Source organism: Pseudomonas sp. Irchel 3A7 (assembly GCF_900187565.1).
In the GTDB taxonomy this organism is placed as follows: Bacteria; Pseudomonadota; Gammaproteobacteria; order Pseudomonadales; family Pseudomonadaceae; genus Aquipseudomonas.
Genome location: NZ_FYED01000011.1, coordinates 48116 through 66748 on the forward strand (window position 1 = coordinate 48116; position 18633 = coordinate 66748).

The 18633-nt window shown below is 61.3% G+C and carries 15 protein-coding genes; 8 read left to right on the plus strand and 7 right to left on the minus strand.

The features are described 5' to 3' along the window. Positions 1-21 precede the first annotated feature (21 nt). The 6 genes from pcaH (at position 22) to pcaC (ending at position 5420) form a co-directional block, all read left to right on the plus strand. The gene (pcaH, locus tag CKW21_RS18555; protein WP_095195405.1) at positions 22-726 is read left to right on the plus strand and encodes a protocatechuate 3,4-dioxygenase subunit beta; all 705 of its coding nucleotides are present in this window, start codon (positions 22-24) and stop codon (positions 724-726) included. Position 727: 1 nt separating this feature from the next. Beyond that, positions 728-1294, plus strand: coding sequence for a protocatechuate 3,4-dioxygenase subunit alpha (gene pcaG / locus CKW21_RS18560; protein ID WP_095195406.1), 567 nt, complete (start codon positions 728-730; stop codon positions 1292-1294). A 190-nt stretch (positions 1295-1484) separates the two neighbouring features. After that, positions 1485-2789 carry an MFS family transporter gene (locus tag CKW21_RS18565; RefSeq protein WP_095195407.1) on the plus strand — a complete coding sequence of 435 codons (1305 nt, stop codon included), beginning with the start codon at positions 1485-1487 and terminating at the stop codon, positions 2787-2789. A gap of 45 nt (positions 2790-2834) precedes the next feature. Beyond that, the gene (locus tag CKW21_RS18570; RefSeq protein WP_095195408.1) at positions 2835-4199 is read left to right on the plus strand and encodes a 3-carboxy-cis,cis-muconate cycloisomerase; all 1365 of its coding nucleotides are present in this window, start codon (positions 2835-2837) and stop codon (positions 4197-4199) included. Positions 4200-4210: 11 nt separating this feature from the next. Next, the gene (gene pcaD, locus CKW21_RS18575) at positions 4211-5017 is read left to right on the plus strand and encodes a 3-oxoadipate enol-lactonase (protein ID WP_095195409.1); all 807 of its coding nucleotides are present in this window, start codon (positions 4211-4213) and stop codon (positions 5015-5017) included. A 10-nt stretch (positions 5018-5027) separates the two neighbouring features. Next, the gene (gene pcaC / locus CKW21_RS18580) at positions 5028-5420 is read left to right on the plus strand and encodes a 4-carboxymuconolactone decarboxylase (RefSeq protein ID WP_007976697.1); all 393 of its coding nucleotides are present in this window, start codon (positions 5028-5030) and stop codon (positions 5418-5420) included. 130 nt (positions 5421-5550) lie between these two features. On the opposite strand, the gene CKW21_RS18585 is transcribed toward pcaC, so the two are convergent. The 4 genes from CKW21_RS18585 to emhA form a co-directional block, all read right to left on the minus strand. Further along, the gene (locus CKW21_RS18585) at positions 5551-6810 is read right to left on the minus strand and encodes an OprD family porin (protein ID WP_095195410.1); all 1260 of its coding nucleotides are present in this window, start codon (positions 6808-6810) and stop codon (positions 5551-5553) included. Between the two features lie 439 nt (positions 6811-7249). Next, positions 7250-8710 carry an efflux RND transporter outer membrane subunit EmhC gene (gene emhC / locus CKW21_RS18590; protein WP_095195411.1) on the minus strand — a complete coding sequence of 487 codons (1461 nt, stop codon included), beginning with the start codon at positions 8708-8710 and terminating at the stop codon, positions 7250-7252. After that, positions 8710-11871: an efflux RND transporter permease subunit EmhB gene (emhB, locus tag CKW21_RS18595; RefSeq protein ID WP_095195412.1), complete on the minus strand. Its 3162-nt coding sequence runs from the start codon at positions 11869-11871 to the stop codon at positions 8710-8712. The genes emhC and emhB overlap by 1 nt, the downstream gene beginning before the upstream one ends. Before the next feature lie 3 nt (positions 11872-11874). Then, positions 11875-13032, minus strand: a complete 1158-nt coding sequence (gene emhA / locus CKW21_RS18600; protein WP_095195413.1) for an efflux RND transporter periplasmic adaptor subunit EmhA — start codon at positions 13030-13032, stop codon at positions 11875-11877. Positions 13033-13299: 267 nt separating this feature from the next. Between emhA and emhR the strand changes: the two genes are divergently transcribed. Beyond that, the gene (gene emhR, locus CKW21_RS18605; RefSeq protein WP_095195414.1) at positions 13300-13932 is read left to right on the plus strand and encodes an efflux system transcriptional repressor EmhR; all 633 of its coding nucleotides are present in this window, start codon (positions 13300-13302) and stop codon (positions 13930-13932) included. A 1280-nt stretch (positions 13933-15212) separates the two neighbouring features. On the opposite strand, the gene CKW21_RS18610 is transcribed toward emhR, so the two are convergent. The 3 genes from CKW21_RS18610 to CKW21_RS18620 are packed head-to-tail and all read right to left on the minus strand — an operon-like array spanning position 15213 to position 17789. Further along, positions 15213-16262 carry an alkene reductase gene (locus CKW21_RS18610; protein WP_095195415.1) on the minus strand — a complete coding sequence of 350 codons (1050 nt, stop codon included), beginning with the start codon at positions 16260-16262 and terminating at the stop codon, positions 15213-15215. A gap of 21 nt (positions 16263-16283) precedes the next feature. Next, positions 16284-17450, minus strand: coding sequence for an MFS transporter (locus CKW21_RS18615; protein WP_095195416.1), 1167 nt, complete (start codon positions 17448-17450; stop codon positions 16284-16286). Positions 17451-17486: 36 nt separating this feature from the next. After that, positions 17487-17789 (minus strand): helix-turn-helix transcriptional regulator, encoded by a 303-nt coding sequence (locus tag CKW21_RS18620; RefSeq protein WP_095195417.1) that lies wholly within the window; start codon positions 17787-17789, stop codon positions 17487-17489. A 172-nt stretch (positions 17790-17961) separates the two neighbouring features. Here CKW21_RS18620 and CKW21_RS18625 point away from each other — a divergent pair, with 172 nt between their 5' ends. After that, on the plus strand, positions 17962-18540 hold the full coding sequence (locus CKW21_RS18625) for an ACP phosphodiesterase (RefSeq protein ID WP_095195418.1): 579 nt from the start codon (positions 17962-17964) through the stop codon (positions 18538-18540). The last annotated feature ends 93 nt before the right edge of the window (positions 18541-18633 follow it).

Here is an 18633-nt window from a genome sequence, read left to right on the forward strand (position 1 = left end):
ATAAGAACTGAGGAATGTTTCATGACTGACAAGCCTGGTTACCGTCGCCCGCAGGAAGGCACCCAGCCGCCTTACCTGCACCCGACCTACCAATCCACCAACCTGCGCTCGCCGTCCAAGCCGTTGGTGTTCCTGCCGCATTCGTTGTCGGAAATCACCGGGCCGACCATTGGCGCCGAGCGCGTCAATGAGAAGGACAACGACCTGACCGCCCAGCACCAGGGTGAACCACTGGGTGAGCGGATCATCATTCACGGCCGTGTGCTGGACGAGAACGGTCTGCCGGTACCGGGGATTCTGGTGGAGATCTGGCAGGCCAACGCCGCCGGTCGTTACGCCCATGCCCGCGACCTGCACGACGCGCCGCTGGACCCGAACTTCACCGGCACCGGCCGCACCGTGACCGACGCCGATGGCTGGTACCAGTTCCAGACCATCAAGCCCGGTGCCTATCCGTGGGGTAACCACCACAACGCCTGGCGCCCGGCGCACATCCATTTCTCGCTGTTCGGGCCGAGCATCCTGACGCGTCTGGTCACCCAGATGTATTTCCCGGGCGACCCGCTGCTGGCGTACGACCCGATCTACAACTGCGTGCCCGATACCAGCGCCAAAGAGCGCCTGATCGCCAGTTTCGATCTGGAAAAAACCATCCCTTCCTATGCCCTCGGCTATCGCTGGGACATCGTATTGCGCGGCCGCGATGCCACGCCGATGGAGAAATAAGATGACGCTGACTGCGACCACGTCCCACACCGTCGGGCCGTACTACCACATCGGCCTGACCTGGCTGAACCGCGAAAACCTGACCGTCGAACAAACCCTGGGCGAGCGCGTGGCGATCACCGGGCAAGTGGTCGATGGCAATGGCGATATCGTCAACGACGCGATGCTGGAAGTCTGGCAGGCCAACGCCGCCGGCAAATACGACCACCCGGAGGACGACCAGGACAAGCCCCTGGACCCGAACTTTGAAGGCTTTGGTCGGGTGCCGGTGGATGCCGAAGGGCGTTTCCGTTTCACCACGATCAAACCGGGCACGGTCGAAGGCCTCAAAGGCACGACCCAGGCGCCGCATCTGGTGGTGCTGGTGTTTGCCCGTGGCCTGGTCAAGCACTTGCTGACGCGGATTTACTTTGAGGGCGAACCGGCCAACGTGAACGATCCACTGCTGGAATGCGTGCCGGCCGAACGTCGCGGCACCTTGTTGGCGAAGCAGGATGCGAGCGGTGTTTACCAGTGGAATGTGATTCTGCAGGGCACTGATGCGGAGACGGTGTTCTTCGATTATTGATCGAGCACAACAATACCTGTGGGAGCGAGCCTGCTCGCGAAGACGTCGTGTCAATGCCATCAATGCTGAATGACACACCGCTTTCGCGAGCAGGCTCGCTCCCACAGGGAATTCATGTTGCTGATCTTGCGGAACGGGACTGTTGCAAAATGTGTCTAGACTCTCACGGTCCCCATTGAGTGAAAAAACAATGACAACCCCTACAGCTACCATCGGTCTCTACACCGGCGAAGAGCGCAGCAAACGGATCTTCGCCATTGTCGGCGCTTCGTCCGGCAACCTCGTCGAATGGTTCGACTTCTACGTCTACGCCTTCTGTGCGATCTATTTCGCGCCTGCCTTCTTTCCCTCCGACAACCCCACGGTGCAGTTGGTCAATACCGCGGGCGTGTTTGCCGCCGGGTTCCTGATGCGACCGATCGGCGGCTGGATCTTCGGCCGTGTCGCGGACAAGCACGGGCGCAAGAATTCGATGTTGATCTCGATTCTGATGATGTGTTTCGGCTCGTTGCTCATCGCGTGTCTGCCGACCTACGCCAGCATCGGGGTCTGGGCGCCGATCCTGCTGCTGTTCGCCCGTTTGCTCCAGGGCCTGTCGGTGGGCGGTGAGTACGGCACTACCGCCACCTACATGAGCGAAGTTGCGCTCAAGGGGCAGCGCGGTTTCTTTGCGTCGTTCCAGTACGTCACGCTGATCGGCGGACAATTACTGGCGGTGTCGCTGGTGGTGATTCTGCAACAGTTCCTGACAGAAGAAGATTTGCGGGCCTACGGCTGGCGGATTCCGTTCGTGGTGGGTGCCATGGCGGCACTGGTTTCCCTGTATCTGCGTCGGTCGCTGAAAGAAACCACCAGCAAGGAAATGCGCGAAAACAAGGACGCCGGCAGCATCCGTGCGTTGTTCCGCGACCATAAAGCCGCGTTTATCACCGTGCTGGGCTACACCGCCGGTGGCTCGCTGATTTTCTACACGTTCACCACCTACATGCAGAAGTACCTGGTGAATACCGCCGGCATGCACCCCAAGACCGCCAGTTACATCATGACTGGCGCGCTCTTCCTTTATATGTGCATGCAACCGTTGTTCGGCATGCTCGCCGACAAGATCGGCCGACGCAGTTCGATGCTGTGGTTTGGTGCCTTGGGTACGCTGTGCACCGTGCCGATTCTGCTGAGCCTGAAAAGTGTCAGCAGCCCGTTCATGGCCTTTGTGCTGATCACCCTGGCCTTGGCTATCGTCAGTTTCTACACCTCGATCAGCGGCCTGGTGAAAGCCGAAATGTTCCCGCCGCAAGTGCGTGCACTGGGCGTCGGCCTGGCGTATGCAGTTGCGAATGCGATCTTCGGCGGATCGGCGGAGTATGTAGCTCTGAGCCTCAAAGCTGTGGGCATGGAGAACTCCTTCTACTGGTACGTGACGGTGATGATGGCGATCGCGTTCCTGTTCAGCCTGCGTCTGCCCAAGCAAGCGAAGTATTTGCACCACGACCTTTGATTCATACCCGCGGGCCTGACCGGCCCGCACTTGCAGGGACTGTTTATGAACCAGCGACCGGGCAATCAATTGTTTGATGCCTATTTCACTGCACGCGATATGCGCGACGTGTTCTGCGATCAGGGCCGGGTCCAGGCCATGCTCGACTTCGAAGCCGCGCTGGCCCGCGCCGAAGCGCGGGTCGGTCTGATACCGCAAACCGCAGTGGCACCGATCGAAGCCGCGTGCCAGGCCGGGCATTTCGACTTTGCCGCCCTCGGCGAAGCGATTGCCAGCGCCGGCAATTCGGCGATTCCGTTGGTCAAGGCATTGGGCAAGCAGATCGCAACGCAGGATGCCGAGGCCGAACGTTATGTGCATCTGGGCGCGACCAGTCAGGATGTGATGGACAGCGGTCTGGTGCTGCAACTGCGTCGGGCGCTGGAGCTGATCGACAGCGATTTGGCGCAGCTGGGGCAAACCCTCGCCACCCAGGCCCAACGTTATGTGGCCACGCCGTTGGCCGGACGTACCTGGTTGCAACATGCGACGCCGGTCACCCTCGGCATGAAGATCGCCGGCTGGCTGGGGTCTGTCACCCGCAGTCGTCAGCGTCTGCAAGAGCTCAAGCCGCGTTTGCTGGTGCTGCAATTCGGTGGCGCTTCCGGCACCCTCGCGGCGCTTGGTGAGCAGGCGATGCCGATTGCCCAGGCTCTGGCCGAGGAGCTGCAACTGGGCTTGCCCGATCAGCCCTGGCACACCCAGCGTGATCGCCTGGTGGAGTTCGGCTCGGTACTCGGGTTGATCGCCGGCAGCCTCGGCAAACTCGGTCGCGACATCAGCCTGTTGATGCAGACCGAAGCGGGCGAAGTGTTCGAACCGTCGGCGCCGGGCAAGGGCGGTTCTTCGACCATGCCGCACAAACGCAACCCGGTGGGCGCGGCGGTGTTGATCGGCGCGGCAACCCGCGTACCCGGTCTGCTCTCGACATTATTCAGCGCCATGCCGCAGGAACACGAGCGCAGTCTCGGCCTGTGGCATGCCGAGTGGGAAACCCTGCCGGAGATTTGCTGCCTGGTGTCCGGCAGCCTGAAGCAAGCGCTGTTGGTGACGCAGGGGCTGGAAGTGGACGCCGGGCGCATGCTCCGCAACCTCGATCTGACCCAAGGCCTGGTGCTGGCCGAAGCGGTGAGCATCGTCCTGGCGCAACGGGTCGGGCGCGACGCCGCGCATCACCTGTTGGAGCAATGTTGCAAACGCGCCGTGGCCGAACAACGTCATCTGCGCGCGGTGCTTGGCGACGAGCCGCAAGTGACTGCCGAGCTGTCGGCTGAAGAACTCGATCATCTGCTGGACCCCGCCCACTACCTCGGACAGGCCCGCACCTGGGTCGAGCGAGCGGTGGCTGAACATTCTGCATTGACTGCCTGAAGGAGATTGCTGTGGCTTTCGTTCAACTCGCCGATGGCGAACTGCACTACCAAATTCAAGGGCCGCAACTCGATGGCTCGGTGGATGCGCCGGTACTGGTGCTGTCCAACTCCCTGGGCACCGACCTGCACATGTGGGACGCGCAAATCCCCGCGTTCAGCGAGCATTTCCGTGTGCTGCGCTTCGACACCCGTGGTCACGGCCAATCCCTGGTGACACCAGGGCCGTACAGCATCGAACAACTGGGCCATGACGTTTTGGCGCTGCTGGATGCGCTGCACATCGAACGCGCACATTTCTGTGGGCTGTCCATGGGCGGGCTGATCGGGCAATGGCTGGGCATCAACGCCGGCGAGCGCCTGAACAAACTGATCGTGTGCAACACCGCGGCGAAAATCGGCGATCCGTCGGTGTGGAACCCGCGCATCGAAACCGTACTGCGCGACGGTGCCGCGGCCATGGTCGCCTTGCGCGATGCGTCGATTGCCCGCTGGTTCACCCCGGACTTCTCCGAGGCTAACCCGGCAGCGGCCAAGCAAATCACCGACATGCTGGCGGCCACTTCACCGCAAGGCTATGCGGCCAATTGCGCGGCAGTGCGCGATGCCGATTTCCGCGATCAATTGTCCTCGATCAAGGCGCCGCTGCTGGTGATTGCCGGCACCCAGGATGCGGTCACGCCGCCGTCCGGCGGGCATTTCATTCAGGAACACGTGCCGGGTGCCGAGTACGCCGAGTTCTATGCCGCGCACTTGTCCAACGTTCAGGCCGGCGCGGATTTCAGCGATCGCGTACTGGCCTTTCTGCAGGCTCGTTGAGGGAAAATCCGTGGACGAGAAACAACGTTACGACGAAGGCATGAAGGTCCGTCGCGCCGTTCTGGGCGATGCTCACGTTGACCGCAGCCTGACCACCCTGACCGAGTTCAACTCGGAGTTTCAGGAGATGATCACCCGCCATGCCTGGGGCGACATCTGGACCCGCCCGGGCCTGCCGCGCCACACCCGCAGCCTGATCACCATCGCCATGCTGATCGGCATGAACCGCGAGGGTGAGCTCAAACTGCACCTGCGCGCGGCCGCCAACAATGGCGTCAGCCGCGGCGAGATCAAGGAAGTGATCATGCAGAGTGCGATCTACTGCGGCATCCCGGCGGCCAATGCCACGTTCCACCTGGCGGAGTCGGTGTGGGATGAGTTGGGGGTTGAATCGCGGGAGTGATTCCCGGCGATTTGTGCCGCCAGATCTGACGCCATCGCGAGCAGGCTCGCTCCCACAGACGACCGCATTCCTTCAGGGAAAACTCGGTTAACTGTGGGAGCGAGCCTGCTCGCGAAGACGTACTTGAGATTTACAACAGGCTGATCGGATAGCTGATGATCACCCGGTTCTCGTCGAACTCGTTGTTGCTGTAGTCGCGGCGCATGGTCGAGTTGCGCCATTTCACGTTCAGGTCTTTCAGCGCGCCGCTTTGCACGGTATAGCCCAGTTCACTTTCGCGCCCCCATTCCTTGCCATCGGTGATCGTGCCGGTGTGTACGTTATCGCCACTGATGTAGCGGTTCATCAGGGTCAGGCCTGGCACGCCGAGGGCGACGAAGTTGTAGTCGTGGCGCACTTGCCAGGATTTTTCCCGGGCGTTGTCGTAGCTGGAGTTGTAGCTGTCATTGGCCAGTGTGCCGCCGCTGGTGCCGTTGACCCGCATCCACGGGCTGTCGCCGGTGAGTTTTTGCAGACCCACATAAAAGGTGTTTCCACCGTATTTGGCCGAGAACAGACCGTACATCGTCTTGTTGTCCAACTCGCCGGCGCGGGCGCTGCCGTCATCCTTGCCGTAGAAGAAACCCAGGTTGGCGCCCAGGGTCCAGTCGCCGACGGGTTGGCTGTGGGTCAGGTTGATGAATTGCTGGCTGTAGATGTCCTTGAGTTCGGCGTTCCACACACCGATCTGGGTGCGCTTTTCGTTGAACAGGTATTCGCCGCCCTGGAAATTGAACCGGTCCGAGGTGAACGCGGCTTTGCCGGTCATCGACATGTCATCCATGCTGCTGTCGTCGCGCGGGCTGTTCTGGCGGAACTGACCGCCGTAGAGCGTCAGGCCATTGATTTCCTTTGAGGTGATCTGGCCGCCACGGAAGGTTTGCGGCAGCGAGCGACCATCGTCCGAACGCAGGATCGGCAACACCGGCATCCATTCGCCCACCTTCACTTCGGTCTGCGACAGTTTGGCCTTGAACGCCACGTTGGTACGGCCGAAGTTGTCCGCCGGGCGCCCATCGCTATCCAACGGCAGCAGTTGCGTACCGCCGGTGCCTTTGCCGCCATCGAGTTTCACCGAGTACAGCCCCAGCACATCCAGGCCGAACCCGACGGTACCCTGAGTAAAACCGGACTTGGCGTCGAGGATGAAACTCTGTGTCCATTCCTCAGCCTTGCCCTGCGCCTTGGTCGGGTTGGTGAAGTTGCGGTTGATGTAGAAGTTGCGCAGGTTCAGGTTGACCTTGGCGCCTTCGACAAAGCCCGGCTCCTCGGCCTGGGCGGGCAGGGCAGCGCTGGCCAGGGCAGCGGCAATCAGGCTGGGAACGAAGTACTGCGCGGTGGAAGGCGTCATGGGTTCGGGTCTCTCTAATTCTTGGGGATGAAACGGGGTAATGCCGCATCCGGGACGGTGCAGACATGAAGTCGACATGCTGGGGTGAAGCCTGGGGGATCAACCGGACAGGGCGGGGCGCGGGGGCATGGTGTCGAACCTGTTGTTATTGGTTTTGTGATTCGAATGGTGATGTGAATGTACTGGATGGTTCAATCTGTGAAAGAAGGTTCTGGGCGATTATCGAACATAAGATTGATCTGGAGTTTGTGCTGTTCTTGTGGGCCTCATCGCTGGCAAGCCAGCTCCCACAGTGTCCGTGTCGTAAACAAATTTTGTGGACCTTTGAGAACCTGTGGGAGCTGGCTTGCCAGCGATGAGGCCAGTACGGCCAGCACACTTTTTCCCGCAGCCAACAAAAAGCCCACCAAGAGGTGGGCTTCCTGTGTTCACAGCGCTATCAGAACAACTTCAGCTTCGGCGCTTCTTCTTTCAACGGCTCGTTCTTCGCCGTCTGTTCGTTCCAGCCACCGCCCAATGCCTTGTACAGGTTGACCGCGCTGACCAGTTGCGCCAGACGGTCGGTGATCAGCGCCTGTTGGGCACTGAACAGCTGGCGCTGGGCATCGAGGAAGGTCAGGTTGCTGTCGACACCGATGCGGTAGCGACGCTCGGCCAGGCGGTAGTAATCCTGGTTGGCGGTGACGAAGTCACGCTGCGCCTGCAACTGATGGGTGTAGGTCTCACGGGCGGCCAGGCCGTCGGCGACTTCCTGGAAGGCCGTTTGAATGGACTTCTCGTAGTTCGCCACGCCAATGTCTTTCTGGATTTTCGAGTAGTCCAGGCTGGCGCGCAGGCTGCCGGCGTTGAAGATCGGCAGGTTGATCTGCGGCTGGAACAGCCAGGTGCCCGAACCGCCCTTGAACAGCCCGGACAGGTCCGGACTCAGGGTCCCGGCATTGGCGGTCAGGCTGATGCTCGGGAAGAACGCGGCCCGCGCCGCGCCGATGTTGGCGTTGGCGGCCTTGAGGTTGTACTCGGCTTGCAGGATGTCCGGACGACGTTGCAGCAGGTCCGACGGCAGACCGGGCGGTACGTCGCTCAGCAAATCGTCGTTAAGCGGTCTGGCCGCTTGCAGGTTGGCCGGGATGCCGGTGCCGAGCAGCAGCACCAGGCTGTTTTCATCCTGGGCGACCTGGCGGGTGTAACGGGCCAGTTGCGCACGGGCGTTTTCCACCGAGGTCCGCGACTGCGCCAGGTCCAGGGCCGAGGCGACCCCCACTTCGTTGCTGCGGGCGGTGAGCTTGTAGCTCTCCTCGAACGCGGCCAGGGTGTCCTGGGTCAGCTTGTACAGCTCCTTGTCGGCCTGCCAGGTCAGGTAGGCATTGGCCACACTGGCCACCAGGCTGATCTGGGTGCTGCGCCGGCCTTCTTCGGTGGCGAAGTACTTCTGCAGCGCTTCTTCGTTCAGGCTGCGAATCCGGCCGAACAGGTCGAGTTCATAGGCGCTGATACCGACGGTGGCCGAGTAGGAACTGGTGATGTCCGCCTCGCCGGTTTGCGAAGCATTGGCCGGAACACGCTGGCGGCTGCCGGTGCCGTTGGCCGAAACAGCCGGGAACAGATCGGCGCGGGAGATGCGGTATTGAGCCGCAAAGGCGTCGATGTTCAGGGCCGCGACACGCAGGTCACGGTTGTTTTCCAGGGCCACCTGGATCAGCTGCTGCAGCGCCGGGTCATGGAAAAACTGCTTCCAGCCTTGCTCGGCAGCCGCCTGCGCAGGCGCCTGGGCCGGCGAGTACGCCGGACCTTGCGGGTACTGACCTGCCACCGGAGCATCCGGCTGCTGATAATCAGGTATCAGCGAGCAGCCACCGAGCACGAAGGCGGCGACTGCCAGGGAGAGTAGCGACTTGCTCATTAGCCAGCCTCTTTAGAAGGTTCAATGGCAGCGTCCTGGTCGGCGACTTTGCGCTGGCCCAAGGACGATACGGTGACGAAGAACAATGGTACCCAGAAGATCGCCAGTACGGTGGCGGTGATCATACCGCCAATCACACCGGTACCGATGGCATGCTGGCTACCGGAGCCTGCGCCCGTGGAAATAGCCAGTGGTACCACACCGAGGACGAACGCGAGCGAGGTCATGATGATCGGCCGCAGACGCATGCGGGAGGCTTCGATCGCCGCATCGCGCAGGCTGCGCCCTTGCTCGTGCAGTTCCTTGGCGAACTCGACGATCAGAATGGCGTTTTTCGCCGCCAGGCCGATGGTCGTCAACAGGCCCACCTGGAAGTACACGTCGTTGGACAAACCGCGCAGGCTGGTGGCCATCAGCGCACCGATGATCCCCAACGGTACCACCAACATCACCGCGATCGGAATCGACCAGCTTTCATACAGCGCCGCCAGACACAGGAACACCATCAGCAGCGACAGGGCATACAACGCAGGCGCCTGGGAGCCGGACAAACGTTCCTCGTAGGACAGACCGGTCCAGGAAATACCGACACCGGCCGGTAGTTTCTGGGCCAGGGCTTCGACTTCGGCCATGGCTTCACCGGTGGAGTAACCGGGGGCCGGGGCACCGAGGATTTCCATCGCTTCCACGCCGTTGTAACGGGCCAGTTTCGGCGAACCGTAGATCCACTCGCCCTTGGCGAACGCCGAGAACGGAACCATGGTGCCGACGCTGTTGCGCACGTACCACTTCTGCAGGTCTTCAGGGCTCATGCGGGCACCGGGACGGCCTTGTACGTACACCTTCTTCACCCGACCGCGGTCGATGAAGTCATTGACGTAGCTACTGCCCAGGGCAATCGACAGGGTGTTGTTGATGTCGGCGATGGTAATGCCCAGGGCACTGGCCTTCTCGTCATCGATTTCCAGTTGGTATTGCGGTTCGTCGTTCAGGCCGTTCGGACGCACTTGCGTCAGCACTTTGCTCTGCGCCGCCATGCCGAGGAACTGGTTGCGGGCCTCCATCAGCTTGTCGTGACCGATACCGGCGCGGTCTTGCAGGAACACGTCGAAACCAGTGGCGTTACCCAGTTCCAGTACCGCCGGTGGCGCAAAGGCGAACACCATGGCGTCACGGAAGGTGAAGAAGTGCTGCTGCGCACGGGCTGCGACCTTGAACACGCTGTTGTCGGCGTTACGTTCATCCCACGGCTTGAGCATGATGAACGCCATGCCCGAACTCTGGCCACGGCCGGCGAAGTTGAAGCCGGTCACGGTAAACACCGAGTTCACCGCATCGCCTTCACCGCCTTCGTTGCCTGGACGCAACAAGAACTCACGCATCTCGTCCACCACCACCTGGGTACGCTGGGACGTCGAACCGGCCGGGGTCTGCACCTGGGCGAACAGTACGCCCTGGTCTTCTTCCGGCAGGAACGCCGTCGGAATCCGGGTGAACAGCCAGATCATGCCGACCACGATGAGGATGTAGGCCAGCAGGTAGGGGGCTTTTTGCGCCAGCATGTTGCCCACGCCGCGCTCGTAGCTGCGAACGCCACGGTCGAAGTTACGGTTGAACCAGCCGAAGAAGCCGCGTTTGGGCGTGCCGTGCTCGCCTTTCGGAATCGGCTTGAGCATGGTGGCGCACAGCGCCGGGGTGAAGATCAGCGCAACCAGTACCGACAGGGCCATGGCCGAGACGATGGTGATCGAGAACTGCTTGTAGATCACACCGGTGGAACCGCTGAAGAACGCCATCGGCAGCAGTACCGCCGACAGCACCAGGGCGATACCGACCAGGGCGCCCTGGATCTGCCCCATGGATTTCTTGGTAGCTTCCTTGGGTGACAGGCCTTCTTCGCTCATCACCCGTTCGACGTTTTCCACCACGACGATGGCGTCATCCACCAGCAAGCCGATGGCCAGCACCATACCGAACATGGTCAGGGTGTTGATGCTGAAACCGGCGGCGGCGAGGATGCCGAACGTACCGAGCAATACCACCGGCACGGTCATTGTGGTGATGACCGTGGCGCGGAAGTTTTGCAGGAACAGGAACATCACCAGGAACACCAGCGCGACCGCTTCAACCAGGGTGTGAACCACGCCCTTGATCGATTCGGTCACCACCGGGGTGGTGTCGTACGGGAACACCACTTCCATCCCTTGCGGGAAGAACGGCTTGAGGTTATCGATGGTCTTGCGCAGTGCTTTCGCCGTGTCGAGGGCGTTGGCACCGGTGGCCAGTTTCACCGCCAGGCCCGACGCCGGAGCGCCGTTGAACTGGGCGTTGATGCTGTAGTTTTCACCCCCCAGACCGACGTCGGCGACATCTTTCAGGCGAACCTGGGAACCGTCCTTGTTGACCTTGAGCAGGATCTTTTCGAACTGCTCAGCGGTCTGCAGGCGGGTCTTGCCGATGATCGTCGCGTTCAGCTGCGTGCCGGGCAGGGCAGGCAAGCCGCCGAGCTGACCGGACGACACCTGGACGTTTTGTGCGGCGATGGCGGTTTTGACGTCAATCGGGGTCAGGTTGTAGTTGTTCAACTTGGCCGGATCGAGCCAGATACGCATGGCGTATTGGGAGCCGAATACCTGGAAGTCACCGACGCCGGCCGTCCGCGAGATCGGGTCCTGCATGTTGGACACGATGTAGTTGGACAGGTCGTCCTTGGTCATGCTGCCGTCACGGGAAACCACGCCGATCACCAACAGGAAGTTTTTCACTGCCTTGGTCACGCGGATACCCTGCTGCTGCACTTCTTGCGGCAGCAGCGGGGTGGCCAGGTTCAGTTTGTTCTGGACCTGAACCTGCGCGGTGTCGGAGTTGGTGCCTTGCTCGAAGGTCGCGGTGATGGTCATGGTGCCGTCGGAGTTACTTTCCGAGGACACATAACGCAGGTTGTCGATACCGTTGAGCTGCTGTTCGATCACCTGCACCACGGTGTCCTGCACGGTTTGCGCGGAAGCGCCCGGGTAGGTCACGGAGATGGCGATCGCGGGCGGCGCAATGCTCGGGTATTGGTTGATCGGCAGTTTGAGGATCGATAGTGCCCCGACCAGCATGATCACCAGGGCAATTACCCAGGCAAAAATCGGACGGTCGATAAAAAATTTCGACATGGTTTACTCCCCTTTGCCGACGGAAGCCTGTTCAGCTGCTTTCGCGGGGGCCGGGTTCCTTGCGCCAACGTTGGTCGCCTCACTGGCCTTGACTTCGATGCCAGGTTTGACGAATTGCAGTCCTTCGGTGATCAGGCGATCGCCGGCCTTCAGGCCGTCTTCGATCAGCCATTGGTTGCCCACGGTGCGGCTGGCCTTGAGCTGACGCAGTTCGACCTTGTTGTCGGGACCGACGACCAGCGCGGTCGGGGAACCTTTGAGGTCGCGGGTCACGCCTTGCTGCGGGGCCAGAATCGCCGCGCTGTTCACACCGGCCTGCAACTGGGCGTGCACGAACATGCCTGGCAGCAGGGTGTGATCAGGATTCGGGAATACGGCACGCAGGGTCACGGAGCCGGTGGTCTGGTCAACCGAGACTTCGGAGAACTCCAGCTTGCCTTCCTGCTGGTAATGGCTGCCGTCCTCAAGGGTCAGCTTGACCTTTGCTGCATTGTCGCCGGCCTTCTGCAGGCGGCCGCTTTCCAATTCGCGGCGCAATTGCAGCAGTTCGACCGAGGATTGGGTGACATCGACGTAAATCGGGTCGAGTTGCTGAATGACCGCCATCGCTTCGGTCTGGCCGTTGCTGACCAGCGCGCCCTCGGTCACCGAAGAACGACCGATACGGCCGGTCAGCGGTGCGTAGACCTTGGTGTAGCGCACGTTGATCTGGGCCGATTGCAGCGCGGCTTCCGACTGCAGACGGTTGGCCACGGCGGTGTCGTATTCCTGACGGCTCACGGCCTGCTCGTTGACCAGTTGCTGGTAGCGGTCGGAGATCGACTTGGTCGAGCGCAGGTTGGCCTCGGCGCTTTTCAGGGTCGCTTCATAGACCGCCGGATCGATCTGGTACAGCTGCTGGCCGGCTTTGACATCGCCGCCTTCCTTGAACAGACGCTTGAGAATGATGCCATTGACCTGCGGACGCACTTCGGCGATGCGGAACGCGCTGGTGCGGCCCGGCAGTTCGGAAGTCAACGTAAACGTTTGCGGCTGCAGGGTGACGACGCCGACCTGAGGCGGTGGTGCGGCGGGTGCCGCTTCTTCCTTTTTGCATCCACTGAGCAGCGATGCAAGGGCGACGGCGGCGACCAGAGCGGTAACAGCTGGCTTGAATTGCATGAAAATCCTCGGGTCAGGCGCGCAAAAAACGCACAAGAAAAGATGGAACGTTAAAAATGGGGTACCGGGTGGATAAGTAGCTTGCTAAGGAATATACTTACATTCACGGTTGTTTGTAAATACCTTGGCTGTGTACCCTCGCTGTTACAGAAGCCGTCGCAAGGTTCGAATTGTAGGCCCGGGGACGATGCCCAAGAACGCTCGCCCCACTTTTATTCAGCTGATATTCAGACATCGCTGAAGCACCCTGATTGAGGTTGTACTGCCATGGTCCGTCGCACCAAAGAGGAAGCTCAAGAAACCCGCAGCCAGATACTCGAGGCGGCCGAAAAAGCCTTTTTCGAGCGGGGCGTGGCCCGCACGACGCTGGCGGACATCGCGACCCTGGCCGGCGTCACCCGTGGCGCCATCTATTGGCATTTCAGCAACAAGGCCGATCTGGTGCAGGCCATGCTCGACAGCTTGCATGAACCCCTTGATGAACTGGCCAAGGCCGCGGAGAGCGAAGACGAACTCGACCCGCTGGGCTGCATGCGCCGGCTGCTGATTCATTTGTTTCATGAAGTTGCGCTGGATCCCAAGACCCGGCGCATCAACGAGATTCTGTTTCATAAGTGCGAATTCACCGATGAAATGTGCGATCTGCGCCAGCAGCGCCGGACCGCCAGCCTGGACTGCAACATGCGCATCGGCCTGACCCTGCGTAATGCCGTGAACCGCGGGCAGCTGCCGGAAGAACTCGACACCGCCCGCGCCGCCATCAGCATTCATGCTTATATAGACGGCCTGCTGTACCAATGGTTGCTCGCGCCGGACAGTTTCCAGCTGCACACCGAGGCTGAGCGTTGGGTCGATACCGGGCTGGACATGCTGCGTTTCAGCCCCAGCCTGCGTAAATGAAACAACATGCGTAATCGGCTTCTCGTGGTCAACCGTAGAGGCCGAAGATGAACGGTTCTTCACGTGCGCTACGACAGAAGGGTGCTTTTATATACGCCTGTTCGGCAGGTTGACAGGTAGCAAGCTCAGTATTTTGTAGGGATTTTGTGTCGCGTTTGTGAGGAAACGTGAATGCCGAGTGCTGAATCGATCCCTGTGGGAGCAGGCTTGCCGGGTCGTCGCATCGCAGCGAAGGCGGCCTGACAGCCGACCTGATTTTGGCGGATGCACCAATCCCCTGTGGGAGCTGGCTTGTCGGGTCGCCGCATCGCAGCGAAGGCGGCCTGACAGCCGACCTGATTTTGGCGGATGCACCCAATCCCCTGTGGGAGCTGGCTTGTCGGGTCGCCGCATCGCAGCGAAGGCGGCCTGACAGCCGACCTGATTTTGGCGGATGCACCCAATCCCCTGTGGGAGCTGGCTTGCCAGCGAAGGCGGCCTGACAGCCGACCTGACTTTGGCGGATGCACCAATCCCCTGTGGGAGCTGGCTTGTCGGGTCGCCGCATCGCAGCGAAGGCGGCCTGACAGTCGACCTGATTTTGGCGGATGCACCAATCCCTTGTGGGAGCGAGCCTGCTCGCGAAGGCGGCCTGACAGCCGACCTGTCTTTTGTTGAGTACATATCCATTGCTGCGGTAACGGCCACCTATGGTTTCGCCCTTACGGCGAGTCCCTTTGGCAAACGCCGGAGTGCCGGCCCAGCCCAAAGGAACCAAAGGTCTCGCCCCGGCGCCCGGCCCCTCGCCAAGGCTCGGCGTTTCTTCGCTCCGGCATTCATCCGGGGACACTGCCCTCCGGTTGGCTTCGCTGCACCTACATGCAGCGTGTTCGACTACGTCGAACGGCGCTACGCGCCACTCCCCGGATGAACACCTCCACTCAGCCTGCCGATGGGGCGGGTGGATCAAAATCAAAAGCAGGCGAGCTGACACTCGACCTGCTTGGTGGGTGTACGCCGTGCCCTGTGGGAGCTGGCTTGTCGGGTCGCCGTATCGCAGCGATGGCGGCCTGGCAGCCGATCTGATTCTCGCGGGTTTACCCAATCCCCTGTGGGAGCGGAGCCTGCTCGCGAAGGTCGTGAACGATAACGCGTCAAGCCAGATGCTTAGCGGTGCCCGTGGGTTTTTCGCGAGCAGGCTCGCTCCCACAGTGGATAGAGTCAACCCAAGATAAACCTTCAGTAATTAAAAAAGCCCCAGCTCTTTCGAGTCGGGGCTTTTGTGTTTCGCAGGAGAACGATTACAACGTCGGGTAGTCGATGTAACCAACCGGCCCCTTGCCATAGAACAGTTCCGGACGTGGCTCGTTCAGCGGTGCATCGGCTTTCAGGCGAGCCGGCAAGTCCGGGTTGGCGATGAACGGGATGCCGAAGGCAACGGCGTCGGCCTTGCCGGCGGTCAGCCAGGCGTTGGCGCTGTCCTTGGTGAAGCGTTCGTTGATGATGTACGGGCCGCCGAAGGCTTCCTTGATCAGTGGGCCGAGGCTGTCGTCGGCTTCTTTTTCGCGGGAGCAGATGAAGGCGATGCCACGTTTGCCCAGTTCGCGAGCGACGTAGGTGAAGGTTTCGGCCAGGTTGTCGTCACCCATGTCATGGGCGTCGGCGCGCGGTGCCAGGTGTACGCCGACTCGGCCTGCACCCCAGACTTCGATCGCGGCATCGGTCACTTCCAGCAGCAGGCGGGCACGGTTTTCCAGGGAGCCGCCGTAGTGGTCGGTGCGCTGGTTGGTGCTGCTTTGCAGGAACTGGTCGAGCAGGTAGCCGTTGGCGCCGTGGATTTCCACGCCATCGAACCCGGCAGCCTTGGCGTTTTCGGCACCGACGCGGTAAGCGTCGACAATGTCGGCGATCTCAGCGGTTTCCAGCGCGCGCGGCGTCGGGTAGTCGGACAAAGGGCGAACCAGGCTGACGTGGCCTTTGGGCTGGATGGCACTCGGAGCGACCGGGGCTTCGCCGTTGAGGTACGACTCGTGGGAGACCCGGCCCACGTGCCACAGTTGCAGGAAAATCTTGCCGCCGGCGCCGTGGATCGCCTTGGTCACGTTGGACCAGCCGCGTACCTGGTCGTTGGACCAGATGCCCGGGGTGTCCGGGTAGCCGACGCCCATCGGGGTAACCGAGGTGGCTTCGCTGAGGATCAGGCCGGCCGAGGCGCGTTGAACGTAGTACTCGGCCATCAGCGCGTTGGGCACCCGACCTTCGTCGGCGCGGCAGCGGGTCAGCGGGGCCATGATGATGCGGTTGGCCAGCTCGATGTCGCCCAGTTTGATCGGATCGAAAATAGTCGTCATGAAATTGCTCTCTTATGAAGATCAGTTGGTAACAGGGGCCAGCTCGGGATTACCGCTCTGACGGAAAGTGATCAGGGTCGCCAGCAGGGCGAGTACCGCCAGGGCCGCAGCCGCCAGGGGCACGCTGGTCAGGCCGAAACCGTGGGCGATGACGCTGCCACCGACCCAGGCACCCAAGGCGTTGCCGACGTTGAAGGCGCCGATGTTCAAGGTCGAGACCAGGTTGGGTGCCGCCTTGCCGTAGGTCACCACGTTGACTTGCAGGGCAGGCACGGCGGCGAAACACGCGGTGGCCCAGAGGAACAGGGTGATCTCGGTCGGAATCAGCGCGACGCTGGTCCAGGTCAGCACCGTGGACACCACGGCCATCGAGATGAAGACGCCGATCAGCGTTGCGGCCAGGCCCTTGTCAGCCAGTTTGCCGCCGATGATGTTGCCGACGGTCAGGCCCAGGCCGATGAGCATCAGGGTCCAGGTCACGCCACGGGGCGAGACGCCGGTGACTTCGCCCAACAGTGGCGCCACATAAGTGAACAGGGTGAACACCGAAGCGGCGAACAGCGCGGTCATGCTCAGGGACAACCAGATACCGGCGCCTTTGAGGGCACGCAGTTCGGCACGCATGTCGAGTTTTTCTTCGTCGCGCTTGGCCGGCAGGAAGCGAATCAAGCCGATCAATGCAATGACGCCGATCACGGTGACCGCCCAGAAGGTCGAGCGCCAGCCGGCTTCCTGACCGAGCGCCGTGCCCAGCGGCACGCCGAGGACGTTGGCCAGGGTCAGGCCGGTGAACATCAGCGCTACGGCCGAGGCGCGTTTGTTGGCCGGCACCAGGCCCGCCGCTACGACCGAACCGATACCGAAGAAAGCTCCGTGGCACAGGGCGGTGACGACACGGGCGAACATCAGCACGTTGTAGTCACTGGCCACCGCACAGAGCAGGTTGCCGACAATGAAGATGCCCATCAACGTTACCAGGGCGGCCTTGCGCGGCAGCCTGGCGGTGGCCAGCGCCATGAACGGCGCACCGATGGCCACGCCCAGGGCGTAACCGGTCACCAGCCAGCCGGCGCCGGGGATCGACACACCGAGGTCGGCCGCCACGTTGGGCAACAGGCCCATGATGACGAATTCGGTGGTGCCGATGGCGAAGGCGCTCAAGGCCAATATGAGTAGCGAGAGGGGCATGGGGTAATACCTTTTTTGGCTTACTGACGTTAAGGGTCAGAGCTCTTTGCTGAAGACTTTGAGGAACTCCTGGATGGTTTCCTCGTTACGTTTGAAAAAGTGCCACTGGCCGACTTTGCGGCTGCTGATCAGGCCGGCACGTTGCAGGGTCGCCAGGTGTGCGGACACCGTGGACTGCGACAACCCGCAACGTTGATCGATCTGCCCGGCGCAAACGCCGTGCTCGTTGCTGTGAGACTGATCGGGGAATTCGACGGTCGGGTCTTTTAGCCAGTGCAGGATGTCTCGCCGTACCGGGTGCGCCAGGGCTTTTATTATTTCGTCGAGGTCAATGTTCATGATCGGGGGCTCGTGATTAGTAAAACGCTATATCGCGATGAAGCGAACTTTAAATCGGTATTTCGCGATATTCCAATATGATTTCGATCTGACGACCGCGTAAATCGATATATCGGGTTATAACGATACGGGGATTGTATAGGCACAAGGGCGCCAGTGCTAAGCTGCGCCCATGAACTATCTCGCACATCTTCACCTCGGTGGCCAGCGTCCCGGTCAATTGCTCGGCAGTCTCTATGGCGATTTCGTCAAGGGACGGCTGCAAGGGCAGTTCGACCCGGAGATCGAGGCGGCCATCCAGCTGCATCGCAGCATCGACGTGTTCACCGACCGCCATCCGTTGGTGGATGCCTCGTTGTCGCGTTTTTCCCTGACCCGCCGGCGTTATGCCGGGATCGTTCTCGACGTATTTTTTGATCACTGCCTGGCACGGGACTGGACGCTGTACGCGGACCGGCCGCTGGAGTTGTTCACCTCCGACGTGTACCGGGTGCTGTCCAGCCAGCCGCAACTGCCGGAGCGCCTGGCGCGGATCGCGCCGCACATGGTCGCCAATGACTGGTTGGGTTCGTATCAGGAGTTTGAAGTGCTGGAACAGGTATTGCGGGGGATTTCTCGGCGCTTGACCCGGCCCGAAGAGCTGGCCGCCGCGATGCAGGAATTGCGGGTGTTGTATGAGCCGTTGAGCGAGGATTTCCGGTTGTTTTACCCGCAGTTGCAGGCATTTGCCCAAAACCGACCGGCAACATAGATCACTGTGGGGGCGGGCTTGCCCGCGATGGCGATGTGTCAGTTAACACATGCATCGGATGATCCGGCCTCATCGCGGGCAAGCCCGCTCCCA

Bases quoted from the DNA above. Each gene is read 5' to 3' on its own strand.
- emhC (WP_095195411.1), bottom strand. From the start codon at position 8,710: ATGAGCAAGTCGCTACTCTCCCTGGCAGTCGCCGCCTTCGTGCTCGGT.
- pcaG (WP_095195406.1), top strand. From the start codon at position 728: ATGACGCTGACTGCGACCACGTCCCACACCGTCGGGCCGTACTACCAC.
- CKW21_RS18625 (WP_095195418.1), top strand. From the start codon at position 17,962: ATGAACTATCTCGCACATCTTCACCTCGGTGGCCAGCGTCCCGGTCAA.
- CKW21_RS18565 (WP_095195407.1), top strand. From the start codon at position 1,485: ATGACAACCCCTACAGCTACCATCGGTCTCTACACCGGCGAAGAGCGC.
- emhB (WP_095195412.1), bottom strand. From the start codon at position 11,871: ATGTCGAAATTTTTTATCGACCGTCCGATTTTTGCCTGGGTAATTGCC.
- CKW21_RS18615 (WP_095195416.1), bottom strand. From the start codon at position 17,450: ATGCCCCTCTCGCTACTCATATTGGCCTTGAGCGCCTTCGCCATCGGC.
- CKW21_RS18620 (WP_095195417.1), bottom strand. From the start codon at position 17,789: ATGAACATTGACCTCGACGAAATAATAAAAGCCCTGGCGCACCCGGTA.
- emhR (WP_095195414.1), top strand. From the start codon at position 13,300: ATGGTCCGTCGCACCAAAGAGGAAGCTCAAGAAACCCGCAGCCAGATA.
- CKW21_RS18570 (WP_095195408.1), top strand. From the start codon at position 2,835: ATGAACCAGCGACCGGGCAATCAATTGTTTGATGCCTATTTCACTGCA.
- emhA (WP_095195413.1), bottom strand. From the start codon at position 13,032: ATGCAATTCAAGCCAGCTGTTACCGCTCTGGTCGCCGCCGTCGCCCTT.
- CKW21_RS18585 (WP_095195410.1), bottom strand. From the start codon at position 6,810: ATGACGCCTTCCACCGCGCAGTACTTCGTTCCCAGCCTGATTGCCGCT.
- CKW21_RS18610 (WP_095195415.1), bottom strand. From the start codon at position 16,262: ATGACGACTATTTTCGATCCGATCAAACTGGGCGACATCGAGCTGGCC.
- pcaH (WP_095195405.1), top strand. From the start codon at position 22: ATGACTGACAAGCCTGGTTACCGTCGCCCGCAGGAAGGCACCCAGCCG.